We start from the raw sequence: 19,740 nt of genomic DNA, 5'->3' as shown, positions 1-19,740 counted from the left end.
ATTTAAAGATAAGATATAAGTATAAAAAATTACACCAAAGAACAGTAAAGATCCCAAATCGCTATAGTTCTTAAAAATGAAACTTAACCTATGCTACCAAAAAAACAGCGGTTTACGCTGTATGTACTTTTTCTGATTGTTATTTCAGTAATTGGTACTACGGCAATTGCCAACTCTAAGGTAAGTACCCTATACGAGGAGGTGGCCCATGTAATCAAAAAGACTGTTTCGATTACATCCAACAAGCAGCCTAGTTTAGAAAAGAAAATTAATGTTACAGGTAAGTCTAGTTTGGCTGCGCCAGTAATGTTTGCAACCATTATTCAAGGTGCAGATGATATTGATAATTGTGATGACAATGGTTTTACGGTAGCACGTTTTAACCTTTGTGGTGATTTTGATGATCGCATTATAAGTTTGTCAGGTGGAACATATAGCTCTGTTTCATGGCAAATTTTAGGCGGATCATGTAGTCCAGATGTAAATACAGAGTGCCCTAATACAGGTTCTTGTTATACACCAGTATCAGGAGGTCAAACATTCGCGTTAGATGCAAGTACTGTTCCTTCTACCACTGGTGCAGAATACAGGGTTATTGCAGACGGGCAAACGTATTACTTTAAAGTTAAGAAAAGTACCATTACACAAACTGTTGTGAAAAATGATTATATCTGTGGTGTAGAAGGTAGAATTCAAATTACGAACTTATCTAGTGCATATGAGTTTAGTATGGACAGCGGTAGTGGTTTCGGTGCTTGGCAAGGTCCAATATTTTCAAATTTGGCGCCAGGAACATATAATATTAAAGCTAGATTAAAAAATACGGCAAACACATGTGAGTACCCTTATGAACCTATAGTAATAGAAGAGAAGGAGATAGAAATTTCCGCGACTTTTACAGATGCACTATGTAGTGGTGATACGGGTAGTATTACGGTAACAGCATCTAACGTTCCAGGTCCTTATAAATATACGTTGTTAAATTCTAGTGGAGTTGCCCAAGAATTTACCGCTTTTGTATCTACTAATCCCTATACATTTTCTGCCGTAGGTTTTGGAACATATACAGTACAAGTAGAAACACAACAATGTACAGGAGACCCTTTAAATGGAATCAACCCTCCAAGACAAAATGTTGATACAAGCGGAAATCCTCTAACCATTGGTGCCGGTGCTTCGGCTCTAGATGCCTCTACTGAGGTAAATAGTAGTTTTGGGTGTTCTAATATTTCTAGTGTAGATATTATTTTAAATACAACAGGTGGTTCTGCTCCTTATACTTTTACGGTTAATGGAGGACCGGTACAACCATCTTTTGGTAATGCTTCTACAGATTCAGGAACAACAATCTATACGGTAACAACAGATGGTACATATGATTTTGTCATAACCGATAGCAATGGTTGTGTTATTAATGCCTCTTCTGATGTAGAAACGCTTTTACCACCAGATATAACTGTTGCTGGTATTGACGGTACTTGTAGTAATGGAGGTGCAAAATTAGACTTCACCATAAATAATGGTAGAGGTTATAATATATCTTTTAGAGAAAACACTTCTGAGCCATGGGTCAGTACACTACAAATTTCAGTAGCGGCAGGTACGTATAATGATATTGAAGTAAGATACCAACAAGGTGGTTTTGAATGTACATTAGACTTGCCTTCAATTACGGTAACTACCGTGGGTTCTTTGACCGGTTCTGCAAATAAAGTTTCAGATGTTACTTGTACAGGTTCAGGTACTAATGGAGGGCAAATTGATTTTGTAGGTCCTTTTTCAGGAGGGTCTGGTAGTGGTTATGTTTTTAGTATTGATGGTGTTAACTTTACAGGGACTACCTCATATAGTGGTTTATCGGCAGGGATTTATACACCAATTATTCGTGATGCGGGTGGGTGTCGCTTAGAACTTACATCTATAGAGATTTTAGATGTAGATCCACCAACAAATATAGATTTTGTACAAAGTAATATTAGTTGTTCAGCAGGTACTTCAGATGTTCAATTGACACCTACGAGCAATGCAGCCATCAACAGGTATGAAATAATAAGTCCGGCTTATTTTGATAATGGTAATAATGACACATTCACAGGGCTATTAACATCTCAAGCCTATATTTTTCAAATAACGGATGTTAATGGTTGTACATATACAGAAGGTTTTAGACCTATTGTTTTGAGTTCAATTCGTGTTCGTGTAAAATCGGGTGGCGATTTAAGAGTTTGTAAAGGAGCTACTGATGGAACAGGAACATTTATAATTGACGGATTCGCTAATAACTATACCTATGATATAAATGGCGGTTTATTTACTGGTGGTCCACAGAGTGATACTGAAGTAGTTCTTCCATTATCTGGTGCAGGTACCTATACTATTACTATAACAGATGCTGATACTGGTTGTACAGATACTGCCTCTTTCGATATTCAAGATGCTCCAGTTTTAGACTTATCTACAAGTGTTGTTACGCCAATGAGTTGTGCAAATGGCAATTTAGGCGCTGTTAGAGCAACAGCAACAGGCGGATGGGGAGCATACAGATATACCTTAGCACCACCAACCGGACCACAAATTGGTCCAAAATCAGGAAGAAGTTTTAGTAATCTTTCTGCTGTTGGAACCTATACCTTATCGGTAGAAGACGCTGAAGGTTGTACAGATACTTTTTCTTTTGATTTAAATCCTATTGACGCTCCGACTGTTTCTTTAGACGGACCAGCATCTGATTTTTGTTATTTGGCTGGCGTGGGTGCAACGGTAGCGGTAACTTCAACTGCAGGAACAGCAGCTGTAGGCACGCATCAATATAGAATTAACGGCGGAACATTGCAGGCGAGTGCATCTTTCTCTGGACTTTCACCTGGAAACTATACTATTGAAGTTGTCGATGGAAATGATTGTTCTGACAGTATACCTGTAACTATAGAACCACAATTAAGAGTTAATACAAGTATCGATACTGAAATACCTTGTGGTGGAGCCCCTGGTCAAATTAGAGTAATCGTAAATGGAGGCTACACTTCTGGAGCAGGACCAAAACAATATGAAGTTAGTGAGGATAATGGAGCGACTTTTGGTGTGCCAATAGCTCTTGCTTCTAATGATTTCTTATATTCTACAGCAGTTCCTGGTGATTACGTTTTTAGAATAACCGATAATAATACCACAAGTAGTGGTTGTGTTGCAAACTCTGTTTCGATTACATTAAATCCACCTCAGAATATTGCAGCGGCTTCTTATGTTGCCAGACCAGTAAGTTGTAGCTCAACTAATAATGGTGCTGTTACAATTATACCTGATGCAACTAGTGGAGTACCACCGTATGAGGTTAATTTTAACGGAGGAGGTTGGGGAACCCAAACAGTTTTTTCAAACTTAACCGTAGGAACATACTCGTACATCGTTAGAGATGCAAGAGGTTGTGAGACAGTTGTCGATAGTTTTGATATTTTGTTGGATACAACTCCACCTCCTGCTACAACAATTACCGAAGTACCAGCTACTTGTGGTGGTAGTGGTCCTGTTAGTGGCGGTATAAGTGTAGATGCTGTTTCTGATGGAACTCCTAATTTTGATTTTATAATAGAAGATAATACAGGGGTAGAGATTACACGTAGAGAAAATGTAGACCTTTCTTCATTGCCTTTACAAATTTTAGATCCTAATCTTGTTACGGGTAATTATACCATTATAACAATCGATGCTAATGGATGTACAGATATTGACACGGTTACGATTACTTCCAACGAAGTTGTAATTACTCCAATACCACCAGCTGCTCCCATTGATTGTGATGATAGTACTTTTACCTATGCGGTAAGTGTTAGTGGCGGATCAGGTTCATATCAGATTAGATTACTAGATAATCCAACTTTTGGTAATCTAAATGATATACCAACCACAAACGATCATACTTTTAGTAATACAAGCGATGGTATTCAGTATGGTGTAGCATACACTGTTGTTGTTTTAGATGTTGTGACTAATTGTACCTATGAGCAAGAAATACCTCCTTTAGATGGTCCTTCGACATTAAACGTTACGGCCAATTCTACTCCTGGAGCTTGTGATGTTAATAGAAATGGTGAGATAGCATATGAAATAACAGGCTACAGTATTGGTGATAATTTACGAATAGAATTGATTAATAATGAGGATGGTTCTCAGATAACACTTCAAAATTCTATAACAACTACGGGTATACCATATAATGATTCATATCCTGAATTACCTGGTGAATACCAGATTTTGGTGACCAATTTAACAGATACTTGTACTGATGCCGCATCAGTAATTATAAATCAGAATTTACCTAGTATAGACATTCTATCTGAGGTACCAGCAAATTGTAACGCTTTAGGACAAATAACTGTTCAAGGGCGTGGTGGTTCAGGTGGGCCTTATGAATTTGCTTTTATGGATAATGGTATGATACCAACATACCCAGCTGATTACACGAATGAAACAACTTTTGTTGCACCAGAAGGTGACTATGATGTTTACGTTAGAGATATTTCAGGGTGTACTTCATTCGACATCGCAACAGTTATCTTGTTACAGCCAGATTTACCTGTACCAGATTTTACCGTTGTAAATCAATGTGACCCGACGTCAATAGCTTTTGATATTACAGTTCGGGTGCCGAGTTCAGTAAACACGCCACGATTTACATTAGGCGGAGATGAGCAATTACCATCAATAGTAGGGTCAAATTGGGAATATACATATACTGTAAGTAGTCCTGGAGATTATGTAGTAGATGTGATTGATGCGAACGGTTGTACAAGTCAAGGTACCGCTACTGTATATGACTTTTTATCTGCTACAGGTGATTTTGAGACTGATAGTACCTGTAATGATGCAGATGGTGAAATACGTATAGGTACAAACGGGGGTAGTGGTGATTTTAGCTATGTTCTAACAGGAACTGATTACAATTCTGTTGCAATAGGCCCAGTTACTCAAATAAATGATCCTTTGTTCATTGGGTTAGCTCCGGGTAATTATGAAGTTTTAATAACAGACCGTATTGTAAATGATGGTTCTGGATTTTGTGAAACTACTGTTTCTAATATTATTTTAAATCAGGCCGCACAACCGGTCTTCATTTCAGAAGAAGCGGTTGATATTAGCTGTAGAGATGAAAATGATGGATCAATAGAAGTTGTAGTCGGTCCTGCAAATGCACTAGTTCCTTTTACTTCACAGGATACACCTATAACCTATATTTTAAATAACCTGACAACCTCTACTGAGCAAGATAGAAACACAACAGGGTCATTCGCTGGTTTGCCTGCTGGTGATTATCAAGTTCAAGTGGTAACAGCTCGTAATTGTGAAGTTTTGTCTGCAGTACATACTATAAATAATCCGTTAGATTTTAGCATTACAGCTAGTGCTCCAGACTTTACTTGCGAACCAGGTGCTAATAGATATAGTTCAACTATTATTACAGTGGGTATTATTGATGTAGGTACCGTAGGTTCTGGATATCAATATAGTATTACAGGTTTTTCAAACTATCAAACGGGTAATACTTTTGAAATAGTAGATAATGGTTCTGCGCAAGACATTACCGTTTATGCAATAGATGGCAATGGTTGTCAAACAACTTTTGATGTGCCAACAATTAATCCGCCAACAGATGTAATTCCTACGATTGTTGAAATTGACATTTTAAATTGTAGAGATGATGAGCGTGTGCGTATTGAAGTAAGCGGAACAAATGATTTTACTGTGAATGCGGTATCTGTTGTTCCGGTGGCTGCAGTAACAAATGCATCAGGCGCGAATTATGTTGATGTATATCTCTCAGATGTTGGTGACTATTTATTTGAAATAACCGATAATACTGTTGGGTGTACATATCCAATGCCGGTTCACACGGTTAATCAACCTTTAGTGCCTACTGCTTTAATCAGTGAGGCCAAGCCTGTAAGTTGTGCTGTTCCAGGTAACGATGGGGCTTTGTTTATTACTGTGGGTGATTATTCGGGAACATATAACTATGAGGTTTATGAGGCTACCGATGTTTCGAGGTCTACAGTATTGGCTTCAGGTAGTTTTGATACAAATAATTATCCTGATGTTAATAGCGAGGAAGCTCGTATAGAAAACTTGCCAGGGGGTAATTTAATAGTAGATATTATTTCAACGGATATGCCATTTTGTTCTGTGACAAGTAATGTTGCTAATATTAGAACTCCGAACGGTCCACTTCAAGTAACTGCTGAATCTATAGGAAATGTAAGTTGTACCGATGATACTGGTGAAATAAACGCAACAGGAACTGGTGGTTGGGACACTACCCCATATGAATTTAGATTGTTGATAAGTGCTGACAATGGTGCTACCTATGTGACAGAAATTAACGCATTCTCAAACAATAATGAGTTTACAGGTCTTTCTTTCGGATTTTACCAAGTAGAGATTAGAGATGTTGAAGGCTGTACGAGTACAGTTGAAATAGAATTGGAAGAAGTTCCACAAATTATTGCTGGTATTAGAGAACCACAAAGTCTTGATTGTCCTAATGGTAATAATGCTGTTCTTGAAGCTTATGATGTAACTTCTGGTGATGTTTTGACTGCTATTTCAGGGGCTAGTGGTGGCTTTGCAGGTGCTGGGTATAATTTTACCTTACTTTATTTGAATGGTAATGACAATACAGATGTAGTTTCGCAAAGTGGACTTCAAAACACCCCTACTTTCATTGGTGACAGTGGTGGTTATATCAGTGCTGGGTGGTATGCTATAGAGGTATCTTCTAGTTTTGGATGTTCTTTTGTAACAGATGCCTATTTCGTTAACCCACCGCCACCAATTCAACCTTTATTAGTACAGACAAGGGTGCCTGGTTGTGGGGGTGATGGTGAGATGAGGTTAACAGTTGAAAATCCGGATCCATTATTTACATATGAATACTTGAGGGTAGAAAATGGAATAACTATTGGAACATATATACCTATGACTGTAAATTCAGTTACAGTTTCAGGTGTTGAGGGAATAACATACCAATTTGATGTAAGAAAGGTAAACTCAGCAGGAGCTTGCCCGGCAATACGATCAAATGGTATTACCATGACCAATGCAACGGGTATTACTTTATTACCGAATTTACCAGATGATATTTCTTGTGCTTCAGAACTAGATGGTAGAATTGAGTCATTTGTAAATGGAGGTGTAGGTGAAGACTTATTTTATCTTTATGAGGGTGATCCAGTAGATGCATTTAATCCATCAGCGACAGCTACCTTGGTAAGGGGGCCTCAAGAGAATGGAACTTTTGAAGCATTACCAGAAGGAACAAGTTATTATATAGCGGTAACCAGTGGTGCTACTTGTATGGATATTGCAGGTCCGTTTGAAATCATTAGACCAGAACCTATAATTTTTGATGCTGTACCTACCAATGTAAGCTGTAATGGAGAAGAAGACGGTACTATTACTGTTTCGGTAAGTAATGGCGGAGTTGGTCTAATTCAATTTGCTATCGCACCTAACTTCAATGATTTCTTTAGTGATGCAGCTAATCCTGGGGTTTATACATTCGATGAGCTAGCAGCTGGTACGTATGAGATTTTAATACAAGATGAGAATGGTTGTTTTGAAAAAGATTTCATTACTGTTGAAGAGCCTGATCAGTTACAAGTAATTAATATCAGTACAACTCCAGAGTTATGTATTGGAGCCAATAATGGGTCTGTCGTATTCGATATCGCTGGTGGTACACCTTTTAATGATGCCTTAGTGAGCGCTACTCCATATTTTGAATATAAGATTGAAATGGTTGATCCTATAGACGAAACAGGTACTGCTATATTTGCTCCTTACAACGGGGAGATTATTGAAGATTTACAAGGTGGGGCGTCTTATGTTATTTACGTACAAGATGTTAATCTATGTTCCACTTCTGAACTTTTCACTATAGATATTGGTGTAGATTTAACCTCAGAACCACAAGTACAATACGGTTGTGATGGGATTTTTCCAACAAGTACCACTACCATACAAATGATGGATGATGGATTGCTTCCTCAACTCATGTTCGCTCTAGATCCTTTAGATCCAACAGATGCGATTAGTTCTAATGCTACAGACCAGTATGTATGGGGCGATTTACCTGCTGGTGACCATATAGTGTATGTTTATCATGAGAATGGTTGTACCAACAGTGTAGAATTTAATATTGAAAGCTATGAGCCTTTAAGCCTAGCTGTTGATAAAACCGGACCTAATGAGGTGGTTGCTTCTGCTGCAGGAGGTTATGGTGAATATGAATTCTTCTTCAATGGAGAATCTTATGGTGAAGAAACAACATTTACCACCAATGAAAGTGGTATGGTGAATGTTAGAGTTGTAGATGCTAGAGGTTGTATTTTAGAACTAAATGTACCTTTCGAATTTACAGGAATGTTAGAGTTTCCTAATTTCTTTACGCCGGATGGAGATAATTTAAACGATATATGGTCTCCTAAGAACAGAGGTCTTTTTGCTGGGGTAAGTGTTAAAATTTACGACCGTTACGGTAGAGTTGTGGCCATTTTAGATGAAGTAAGCGGTTGGGATGGTACTTATGAAGGTAGAGAAGTGCCCACAGGAGATTACTGGTATGTTGTAAATGCCAATAGTAATGAAATAAGATACGTAGGCCATTTTACCTTATATAGATAATCATAGATAAAAACAAAAAAGGAGAACAAGTTGTATCTCCTTTTTTGTTTTTAATAGAATTGGTAGTCTATAAATGTAAGCCCAATCAGTATTACACTTTAAAAACAATCCTTTTTAGGTACATTTGATAGACAAACAGAGCTATCATTGATGAAGTATATTTTATATGTTATTTTATTGGTTATTTTTCAGAGTTGCGCTTCTCAAGCTAAGCCAGTTCTAGTAGATTCAGAAATGGAAACCAATGTAAAAGAGAATCTTGCCTATTACCTATATTACCCAGAAGATTACCTTGAAAAGTCCGATAAGAAGTTTCCGATTCTTTTATTTCTACATGGCGGTGGTGAATCTGGGGATAGCTTAATTACGGTTAAGCGAAATGGCCCACCAAAATTAATTGTTCAGGGAAAAAAATTCCCGTTTTTAATACTTGCACCACAGAATCCTGATGCGAAAAAGTGGTGGAATACCAGAGCCGTTAAACAATTACTAGATTCAATTGTAGAAGGAAATCGAATCGATAAAAATAGAATTTACTTAACGGGTTTAAGTAGAGGAGGAGGGGCAGCATGGGAAATGGCCGTGCAATACCCAGATACGTTTGCAGCAATGGCTGTGGTTTGTGGAATGACACCTTTACCTTATGCATCATGGATTAATAAGAAAATGCCAATTTGGGTATTTCATGGTGAAAAGGACAAGTCGATTCCTATTGAAGAATCTGAAACTATGGTTGCCAAGCTTAAGGAAATGGGGTATGAAGTATTATTTACAAAATACCCGAAGGTAGGGCATAGTGCATGGATCAAAGCATATGAAACTGAGGCATTATATGATTGGTTTATGAAACAAGAATTAAAATAGGTATAGCTCTTAATTATATGAAGAATAAGGTAAATTTAAAATACATCATATTTTTAATTATAAGCTTATTGATGATTTATGGTATTTGGTATTTTAATAATTCAATTCAAACCTCAAAATATATTGAGCCTGAAATTGTAGCTACACATTATAATGGTGCTAATTTTGTAGCATCAGAAACCTGCTTGGAATGCCATGCAGATATTTATAATTCTCATTTAAAAACTGCCCATTTTAATACGTCATCAACTGCAGAAAAGGAACATATTAAAGCAAGTTTTAATGCAGGTTCTAATGAATTGAACTTAAAAGGAGTCAAACTTAAAATGTTAGAGGAAAATGATGAATATTTTCAGGTGTCACAGCCAAAGTTTGGAGATGTCAGTATTACTAAATCTAAGATTGATATTGTTGTTGGTTCTGGGGTAAAGGGTCAAAGCTATCTTAGTTGGCAAGATGAGCATTTAATAAAGTTACAAGCCTCATATTTTCAACCTACAGGTTCATGGGTTAATAGTCCAAATTTTCCAGACTATTCACTTAATAGAAAGGTTGATGACAATTGTCTAAAGTGTCACGTAACTTTTGCGAAGATGAAAGCGAATCAGGAATTGGAAATTCTTATGACCGCTCTAAGATGATTTTGGGTATTGATTGTCAACGTTGTCATGGGCCATCTGAAAAGCATGTTAAATATCATCGTGAAAACCCAGAAACAGTTATTGGAGAATTCATTGATAGTTATGAATCGTATACTAGGCAACAACGACTAGACGCTTGTGCAGTTTGCCACTCTGGTTTGCAAGGGCAACATATAAAAGGTAATCCTTTTTCATTTTTAGCTGGTGACACATTGTCTTTATACTCAAAAAATTATAAAAATGTAAATTCTAAAATAAAATTAGATGTACATGGAAATCAAATGGGGCTTTTGAGTGAAAGCGAGTGCTTTGTGAACTCACCAAAAATGGACTGTTTAACGTGCCACGACCCTCATAAAAATCAAAGAGTAGATACGAATATTTTTAGTGCAAAATGTTTGACTTGCCACGAGTCGAATAAGGTTAATAGTGTAGCTATAAGTCATATTCACGATAACCAACAGAATTGTGTTTCTTGTCACATGCCTTTAGTGCCTTCTGAGGTGATGAAGTTGAAGTTTGAAAATGATTTTGAAGAGATCCCCGTTTACATAAGAACGCACCTTATAGGTGTTTATAATTAGTATAGTTGTTAAATATTAAGCAAAAAAAAGAGAGGCTGAAATTATACTTTCAACCTCTCTTCAACTAACAAAAAAATAATTAACTCAAATTTTAATACGCAGGATCTTGTGTTAAGGTTGGTTGACCTTCAATTGACGATCTATCGATTGCCTCTATCGGAATTGGGAAGAACTCATTTTTCCCTGCTACGAAAGATTTACCTGATAAATATGTTCTTTGTTGAGATTCACTAGCGATATACGCATTAAGTGTTTCTGCAGCGATACCCCAACGTTGTAAATCAAAGAATCTGTGACCTTCTAAAGCAAATTCTAAACGTGTTTCAAAACGTACTGCTTTTCTAGCTGTTACAGGATCGGTCCAAGCTGCATCATATGTTGCGATATCATAATTTGCTGCAGGTGTACCTTCTTCAATAGTAAAGTCGTTACGGTCTGTTCCTTGGGTTGCTAATGGTACAAAACCTTCAGGATTCGCAGCTCTTGTACGTATAAAGTTTACCAATTCTCTCGCTCTTTCTAAGTCGCCCAATTCAACTTCTGCTTCGGCCAACCATAAATAAATCATATCTAATCTCATGATTCTGTAGTTGTTTGCAGAAAGGTTTCCCCAACCACCTTGACCAAAAGCTTCTGGTTCAGCCACATGCTTCATAGAGAAGTAAGGCCCGGCATAAGACAGGTCACGTACAAAATCGGTTTGGTATATTTTAAACCCTTTATATAAAATACCTGGGCGACCAACTGAATGATCTAATCTTGGATCTAAAGTGCCCGTGTATGTAGACAATGTGGTGGTTGCATCTGTATCAGATGAAACGTTTGTAGCATTGAAAGTGTCTAACATAGGTAATCCATTTTCAGTTTTATAAGCGTTAACCAAGTTCTGTGAAGCTTGGTAAAACCCACAACATCCCCATGGATCAGTATAAGGATGTGCCAAACCTATACCTCTGTTGGCAGCATCGCCAGATGCACTACTAATCGCATATTGAACTTCAAAAATAGATTCTGGATTGTTACGAGTGGCTACTTTGAAGTTATCCTCAAATTTATCCATCAACTGAAATGGGCCATTATTAATAATATCGTCAAATATTACTTTAGCCTCTCCCATTTTTGCGGTATTAGGTGTACCATTAGCGGCAAAGCCTTGGTAAATTTTTGCCTTACCTAAAAATGCTTTTGCAGCCCAACTTGTTGGTCTACCAACATCGCCTTGTGTTGCAGGTAAAACTGCTGCTGCTGCTGCAAAATCTGCTTCAATTAAGGGCCAAATTTCTCTATCGTTAGGTATTTTTGTACTCTCTAAATCATTAAGAGAAAAAACCTCATCGCTTATATACGTTGGCATTCTCCACATTTTTCTAGCTTCCATATGAAAAAGACCTCTTAGGAACCTTGCCTCGGCAGTAATCTGTGCTCTTCTTTCATCACTAATATCCTCTACCTCTGTTAGGGTAGTCAAAACAATGTTGGTTGCTGCCACACCTTTGTAGAGCCCTCTCCATTTATCTCTAATATGTCTGTTGAACGATTGAAAATCGTACGCTTCAATAAAAGATTGTTCTGGTTGATCACCTGCATCTGTACCTTTTAAGGCATCATCAGAAGCAATGTTAAATACCCAGCTATGGATGTCATTGTGCCAAGTCTGACCTTGAAGACCTCCACCGGGCACCATGGTATAGGCACCAATAAGAAGTCCTTCGACCCCATCAGCAGTCTTTACATCCCCTTCGCTAAAACTGCCTTGGGGGTCACGTGTTAAATATTCATCACTACACCCGGTTATAAACACCAGAGCGGTGAGACAGGCTGTGAAAATTAAATTTCTTGTTTTCATGTTATATATTTTTTGCATTTAAATTAGTTTAATGTAATGTTAAGACCCATTAAGAAGGTTCTTGAAACTGGTAAGAATCCACCATCATATCCAAGGTTTGTATTGTTCCCTGTTTGAACTTCAGGATTTAAACCTGTGTAATTAGTAAACGTTGCCAAGTTCTGACCTTGAACATAAATAGATGCTCTAGAAATACCACCAATACTAGAAAGAACTTCATCAGTAAAGTTATACGTTAATTGTACATTTTTAATTCTAAAGAAACTACCGTCTTCTATGAAATACGATGATGGTCTACTACTAATTTGGTCGTTTGCATCCATAATTGGAACAGTAGCGTTAGGATTTGCTGCAACCCATTGGCTTACAGGAGCAGTAGGGTTTGATGGTTGCCATGCGTTATATAAAGCACGTCTAGACCTATTCCCTTGAAAGGTGTTAAAATCTGCAAAATAACGAACATAGTTATAGATGTCATTACCTTGAGAACCATTTCCAAAGATGTTAAGTGCTAAATTCTTGTACGAAAAATCAAGATTGATACCATAGGTAAAATCTGGGTGAGGATTACCAATAATGGTACGATCATCATCATTGATGACACCGTCATTATTAATATCTGCAACCTTTAATTTACCAGGTGCATTGTAAGCACCATATGTTGGCCATGCATCTGCTTCAGCTTGAGACTGGAAAATACCTTCCGTTTTGAATCCATAAAATGAAGATATTGGAGATCCTGCCTGAGTAACCGTTAAGGCTGGCACCCTTCTTGAGCCACCAAAAAATCTAGTGTCTGCACTTTCGCTTAATTGATCCACGTTGTTGGTATACTGTGATAAGTTCGCATTAATACCATATCCAAAATCACCTTTTTTATCACTGAAGCCTAAATTAAGGTCAATACCTTTATTCGTTACACCACCTACATTAAATCGTGGTTCATCTGCCTGACCGGCTGTAAAGGTAACAGGAACTTGAAATAACATATCTGTAGTAACACGATCCCATACATCTAGATTGAAATTAACTTTGTTATCAAACATGACTAAATCTATACCAAAGTTGTTCGATGTGGTTGTTTCCCATTTTGCGTTAGGATTACCAAAAGCTCTAGTTGAAAATCCAATTGTAGGTGAACCAGTGCTACCATCAATTGGGTAACCGCCTGTGCCAATATCTGAACGGAAGGTGGTAAAGGCATTGTAATCTCCAATCTGTTGGTTACCAGTCGTACCCCATCCGTATCTTATTTTCAGGTCATTAATCCAAGAAACATCTTTTAAGAAATTCTCATCAGACATTCTCCAACCTAAACTGAATGCAGGAAATAAAGCACTACGGGCAGCTGACTGAAATCTTGAAGATGAATCGTTACGTAGTGTAACCCCAGCAAGGTATTTTCCGTCATAATTATAATCTATTTTACCGAATTGTGACCAAAGTGTATAATCTTGGTTTACAAAACCATAATTTCCTGCCGTCGTTGCGTTACCTAAATCTAGATAACTTAAAATATTCGGAGTGTTAAATGCAAAACGCTGACGACTAGCACCAAAACGTTCTTCAAATTGTTGAATAGATTCAACACCTACATAGGCAGAAACATTATGAACCTCATTAAATGTTTTAGCGTAATTTAATGTATTGGTCCATGTCCATTGGTACTCATATTCTTCTCTTGCAGTTGAAGTATTGATAAAGTTTCCTTCCACATATTCTGGTTGAGGACGCCCTAAATCTCTTTGTCTTTGTGCACGAACATCTACACCAAAGCTAGACCTAACAGTTAAGCCATCAAGTATAGCATAATCTGCATACACATTACCCAAAAGTCTTAATCGAAACGTTCTATCATCTTGATCTCTCGATAAACTTGCATACGGGTTAAAGTTGTTTCCTAAGTTCGCACCTCTACTACCAGCAAAATTACCAGCTATGTCATAAATAGGTAATAAAGGATGGTGTTTGTAGCCTGCAGAAACAGCATTTTGCTCCTCATCATTGCCAAATCGCCCTTTTTGATTATCAAAAGACGCTGTAAAATTTTCGCCAATTGTTAACTTGTCGTTTAATCCTTTAAACTCCGTATTGGCACGTATAGATATTCTATCGTAACTGGTGAACTTGGTAATGTAGTCAGCAGAAAAATAGCCTAAAGAAAAAGCATATCTTGCTTTATCTGTAGCACCAGATGCTGTAATGTTATGACTTTGAATAGGAGCTGAACGTGTAACCTCTTTCCACCAATCTGTATCAGCTGATCTTGTGATGGCATAAATATTCCCTTCTTCTAAAGCATAAAGGTCTGCGTTAGTACCCGCATCGCCCTCATTTGCACCACTAGGGAAAACATAATCTGGTATAGTTACTTCTCCATTAGGACCAAAGGTATATTGACCGTGGCCTGGAGTTTTGCCGGCATATAAATCTGCCAAATATAAATATTGCCCTAATTCACGAGAATTCAAAGCTTCTACATCGTTAGCGGCAGTCTGCGTACCATAATAGGTGTCATATGTAATTTTTGGAGCTCCCATTTTACCTTTTTTAGTGGTAATGATAATAACACCGTTACCAGCCCTGGAGCCATAAATAGATGCAGCAGAAGCATCTTTAAGAATCTGCATAGACTCTATATCATTTGGGTTTAAGTTGGCCTGTGCTTGTGTTGGTACACCATCGATAATGTAAAGAGGGTCGTTGTTACCTACTGTACCAAAACCACGAATACGTACGGTAGCTTCACCACCTGGTCTTGCATCGTTAATAATACTTACACCCGCAGCCCTACCTTGTAATTGTTGGGCGAAGGTTGTTGCAGGTGTTGCCAATAGCTCATCTACATCTACAACTGATACTGCACCGGTCAAATCTTTTTTGATTTGCGTACCATACCCTGTAACTACAACTTCGTCTAATGCTGAAGCATCTTCTTGTAGTGTCACATTAATGGTGGTCTGATTGTTTACGGCAACTTCCATAGTTTTGTAACCAATGTAGCTTATCACTAAGGTAGCATCACTTGGTGCATCAATGGTGAAATTTCCATCAAAATCCGTTTGAGTACCGTTCGTAGTACCTTTTACTAGAACACTAGCTCCAGGTAGTGGTCCCATTCCATCTGAAACAGATCCTTTGACGGTCGTCTGAACCATTGTTAGATTAACATCCGTTGACGTATTTAATTTTTCATTCGCAACCATGCTTTGGGTGCAAATACAAGCTAAAACCAGTAAAAATCCATTGCTGAGGATAGAAAATCGCCCTTTGGATTTAACTGATTTAAAATCTAGTTTTTGATTCATAATAAGTTATTGTTTAGTTAATTATTGACTTATCATAATATTCACTAAGGTGTTAATGAATTTATAATATTATGATAAAATTAAGTAAAATTATTTCAATAGACGAGGATATTTGTCAAATTTTAAGAAATAGTCATTGGTCTACAATCACTTGTTATTTGTCGTTAAATTGGTGTTATTAATAATTAAAAAATCTAATAAAATGAAGTGCTATTTTAGAAAAATTTGTGAAGATTGTAGAGAAATTAATTTATCACTGAAACTTTTAAAAGAAAAGTAAGTTAAAATGAGATAATTTGTTATTATAAAATAACTACAAAGCGTGTAAATGCTTTTGCTTTTAATCGATGCTTAATAAATTTAGAGTATCGATTAAAAGATAATGAAAGAAATAGTTTTATTAAAATTTAATATCTTATTTCTTTTGAAAAACCCTAATAGAATCCCTGTTTTGCGAAGCTATAAAGTATGGATAATTACTTTTTACACTGTTAACAGTTATAATACTTTTAGCGTCACCTGGGACTAAAAATCCACTTTCTGAAGTGGGTATGAACTCATAGTTTCCATTACTGTTATTTTTCAATAATCCACCATTAAAAGCGTCATATCTACCAATAAAAACTTCATTTCCAAAATTGTTGCCAACCAGTAAAATATCTTCTTTTTGGTCATTATTATAATCTACTACTGCCATTCCATTAATTGGCGAAACTTGAGTGTCTGTAGGCAAGGGACTATATTTAAACGTACCATTACCTAAATTCTCCATAATAATACTTTTGTCATAATTGCCAATTAATTTAGTTGAACCTTTTAATTCATCTTCATTCAATAGATTCGAAATTGTTGCTCTTGAATAGGATTTAAAGGTGTTGTATTTAGCTCTAAAAATAGGGCTTTGACCATTTAGTTCTCCCCAGAAATTCACAGGAAAAGAATTATATGTGGGGTTTAAAAAGCTATCCTTGAAATAAGCAAAAATTACTGGGTCGATAGTACCATTATTATCAAAATCTTTGGCAATAAGAGTTACTGGTCTTTCATTAGATGGTTGATACCAATTGTTTGCACCTATATTGCCAACTATAAAATCAATATCGCCATCATTATCTATATCTGTTTTAATAATACTTTCCCACCATCCTAATAAATTCTCAACTCCTGTTTGGTTTACTTTTTTAAAAGTATTTATGTGGTTTTTGAAAATGGTTGTGGCCATTAATTCACCTGTAACTACTAAATCTTCATAACCATCTAAATCAATATCTGCCCATACTGCATCGGTTATCATGCCTATGTTCCTTAGTTCTGGTGCAATTGAATCTGTAACGTCTTTTAAAACTCCATTTTCATTTTTTAATAAGAAACTTTTTTCTGATTTTGGATATTGTAAAAAAGGTGTTCTACCACCAATAAAGAGGTCAACGAAACCATCTTTGTCAAAGTCTGAAATTTTTACGATGGATCCACTTGCGCTAATAACGGGTATTCTATCTTTAGAGATAGTGAAATTGCCATGGCCATCATTTATTAGTAACCTGTCGGTGTACTGATTATTATCAATATTGAACTCATTACTTCCAGAAACCAAGAATATATCTAAATCACCATCATTCTCCAAGTCGAAAAAAGCAATGCTTTCTTCTTCATATTTCATGCTTTCTTCATCGGTGAATAAAGGTTTTTGACTAAAAACACCTTCTTTATTCTGCAGAAATAATTGAGGCGAAAAACTGGCAGAGCTACCAATGATGAAATCTTCAGTACCATCACCATTGAGATCACCAGCTGCCATGCAAGGACCATTTTGAGTGAATTTATGGGGTATTATTCGTTGTAAATTATAGTCTACAATGTCTTTTTCTTGATGAACATATTCAATACCTATTGCTTTGGAAACTTCCTTGAAGATGGGGCTATTTTTATTCGGTGCTAAAGGAAAATTTAAATCACTAATGGAGATGTTTGAGGCATCAGAATAATTTAAAGATATTTTTTGATTGGCTCCTATATTTGATGTTTTTTGATATTTGCCATCAGGCCAAAGAATTTCTAAAGAACTAATCTGTTTTTTATCACCTAATCCAAAATGTATAATGTCTTGAACTGTAGACATATATCCTCTATAGGTGTGGTGTTCTTGAAATTGAAAAGTACTATCCGAAAATCTGATGACAACTTTAGCTCCAGCTACTAGTGATTTTGTAGCAGGCCCAACCAAGTCAATGCTTAAATAGTTATGATTATCTTCCTTTTGCTCATCAATAGTGTTTCGAAATAGGAGGGCTTTATCATTAATATTATTTACAATGTAATCTAAATCACCATCATTATCTAAATCTACGAATGCAGAACCATTAGAGAAAGATGGTATTCCGATACCCCAAGCCTTACTAATATCTGTAAACGTGTTATTCTTATTATTCTTAAAGGCATAATTAGGAATTTTAATTTTTGGAATGGAATCTAAAATCTGTGCTGGAGTTAAGTACCTACTCACGTTAAATTTGAAATCTCCAAAGTCTAAATCAGTGATATCTCGAGGAAACCCGTTTGTTACGAGGATGTCTTTAAAACCATCATTATCCATGTCAGCAAATAGAGGAGACCAACTCCAATCAGTTTTGGCTACGCCAGCCATCAATCCAATTTCATTAAAGGGTACACCATTACCATTTCCTTTTTGAAGCATGTTTCTAGTATACTGGTACTCATAATCATATCTTTCATTGAGAATATATTCTGTGTACTTATGGCCTGATAAGGTGGTTTTTAATCGTTGGTTTGTTTCACCTAACATATCTAATGTTATGATATCTAGAAAACCATCATTATTAAAGTCGGAAATGTCATTTCCCATAGAGAACTTACTTTGATGTTTAATGTTCTCTTTTATATTGTTTGTGAATGTCCCATCTTGGTTGTTGATGTATAAAATATCATTGGTTAAATAGTCATTACTTACATAAATATCAGGCCATCCATCATAATTTAAATCAGAAATTGCAAGACCTAATCCGTAGCCCTCTATAGTAATACCTGCTTCAATTGTTACGTCTTTAAATGTACCATCACCATTATTTTTATATAATCGATCATTACTTAGTGATGATCCATCTGTAATTTTGGTTCTATAATTAGCAGGTAGAATATGTATATCTACATTATTTAAAACATATAGATCCAAGAGTCCATCTTTGTCATAATCAAAAAAGGTCGCACCCATACTATTGCCCGGTTCCTCTACTCCAAATTCTTTAGCCTTATTCTTGAATTGAGGAATTTGGTTTTCATTCAATCCTTGATTTATAAAGAGGATATTTTTTTTCTGGTCTTCCTCAGTAAGCATCGCAGAGCAAACGTAGATATCTAAATATCCGTCGTTATTAATATCTGCTAAAGCAACCCCTGTGTTCCATTTATTGAGAGCTTCAATGCCAGACTCTTTTGAAACATCTTTGAATTTAAAATTTCCTTGATTTAAGTATAGTTTATTGGCTACTTGATTTCCGCTAAAAAAAACATCTGGCTTTCCATCGTTATTAAAATCACCTACAGCAACTCCACCACCATTAAAAATATATTCACTTGTGAGTATATTAAAACTGTCGGTTTCTATAATTTTATTGTTGAATTCGATTCCAGACTCTGAGGCAGGTACAATTTGAAATAATGTAGAATTTTTATTGTCACATGAAATGATGATGACAAATAAGAATAGAATCGATAAAGCAGAAAAGACCCGCATATTTTGGTTTATTTTGGTTATTCGTCTAATTGACCTTTAAAATAGTTTAAATTAGAATACCGTATTATTG

General features: G+C 36.3%; 7 protein-coding genes. 4 read left to right on the top strand and 3 right to left on the bottom strand.

Features of this window, described 5'->3' with window-relative positions; all coding sequences use genetic code 11:
- Positions 1–90 precede the first annotated feature (90 nt).
- The 4 genes from B5X55_RS08305 (at position 91) to B5X55_RS08290 (ending at position 10,765) form a co-directional block, all read left to right on the top strand.
- Complete coding sequence (locus tag B5X55_RS08305; RefSeq protein WP_079512151.1) at positions 91–8,676, top strand: T9SS type B sorting domain-containing protein; 8,586 nt, start codon at positions 91–93, stop codon at positions 8,674–8,676.
- Positions 8,677–8,826: 150 nt separating this feature from the next.
- On the top strand, positions 8,827–9,540 hold the full coding sequence (locus B5X55_RS08300; RefSeq protein ID WP_079512150.1) for a carboxylesterase family protein: 714 nt from the start codon (positions 8,827–8,829) through the stop codon (positions 9,538–9,540).
- A gap of 17 nt (positions 9,541–9,557) precedes the next feature.
- Positions 9,558–10,181 carry a multiheme c-type cytochrome gene (locus tag B5X55_RS08295; protein WP_143814440.1) on the top strand — a complete coding sequence of 208 codons (624 nt, stop codon included), beginning with the start codon at positions 9,558–9,560 and terminating at the stop codon, positions 10,179–10,181.
- Entirely contained in the window at positions 10,178–10,765 is a 588-nt protein-coding gene (locus B5X55_RS08290) for a hypothetical protein (RefSeq protein ID WP_079512148.1), read from the top strand. The genes B5X55_RS08295 and B5X55_RS08290 overlap by 4 nt, the downstream gene beginning before the upstream one ends.
- 91 nt (positions 10,766–10,856) lie before the next feature.
- Here the strand turns inward: B5X55_RS08290 and B5X55_RS08285 are convergent, their stop codons facing one another.
- From B5X55_RS08285 to B5X55_RS08275, 3 genes are all read right to left on the bottom strand, one after another.
- Positions 10,857–12,611: a RagB/SusD family nutrient uptake outer membrane protein gene (locus B5X55_RS08285; protein ID WP_079512147.1), complete on the bottom strand. Its 1,755-nt coding sequence runs from the start codon at positions 12,609–12,611 to the stop codon at positions 10,857–10,859.
- Positions 12,612–12,634: 23 nt separating this feature from the next.
- Positions 12,635–15,919 (bottom strand): SusC/RagA family TonB-linked outer membrane protein, encoded by a 3,285-nt coding sequence (locus B5X55_RS08280; protein WP_234999694.1) that lies wholly within the window; start codon positions 15,917–15,919, stop codon positions 12,635–12,637.
- 415 nt (positions 15,920–16,334) lie between these two features.
- Positions 16,335–19,670, bottom strand: coding sequence for a VCBS repeat-containing protein (locus B5X55_RS08275; protein WP_079512145.1), 3,336 nt, complete (start codon positions 19,668–19,670; stop codon positions 16,335–16,337).
- Positions 19,671–19,740: the final 70 nt, after the last annotated feature.

This window comes from Maribacter arcticus (genome assembly GCF_900167935.1).
Classification (GTDB): Bacteria; Bacteroidota; Bacteroidia; order Flavobacteriales; family Flavobacteriaceae; genus Maribacter; species Maribacter arcticus.
This window is presented reverse-complemented; position numbering and strand designations above follow the sequence as displayed.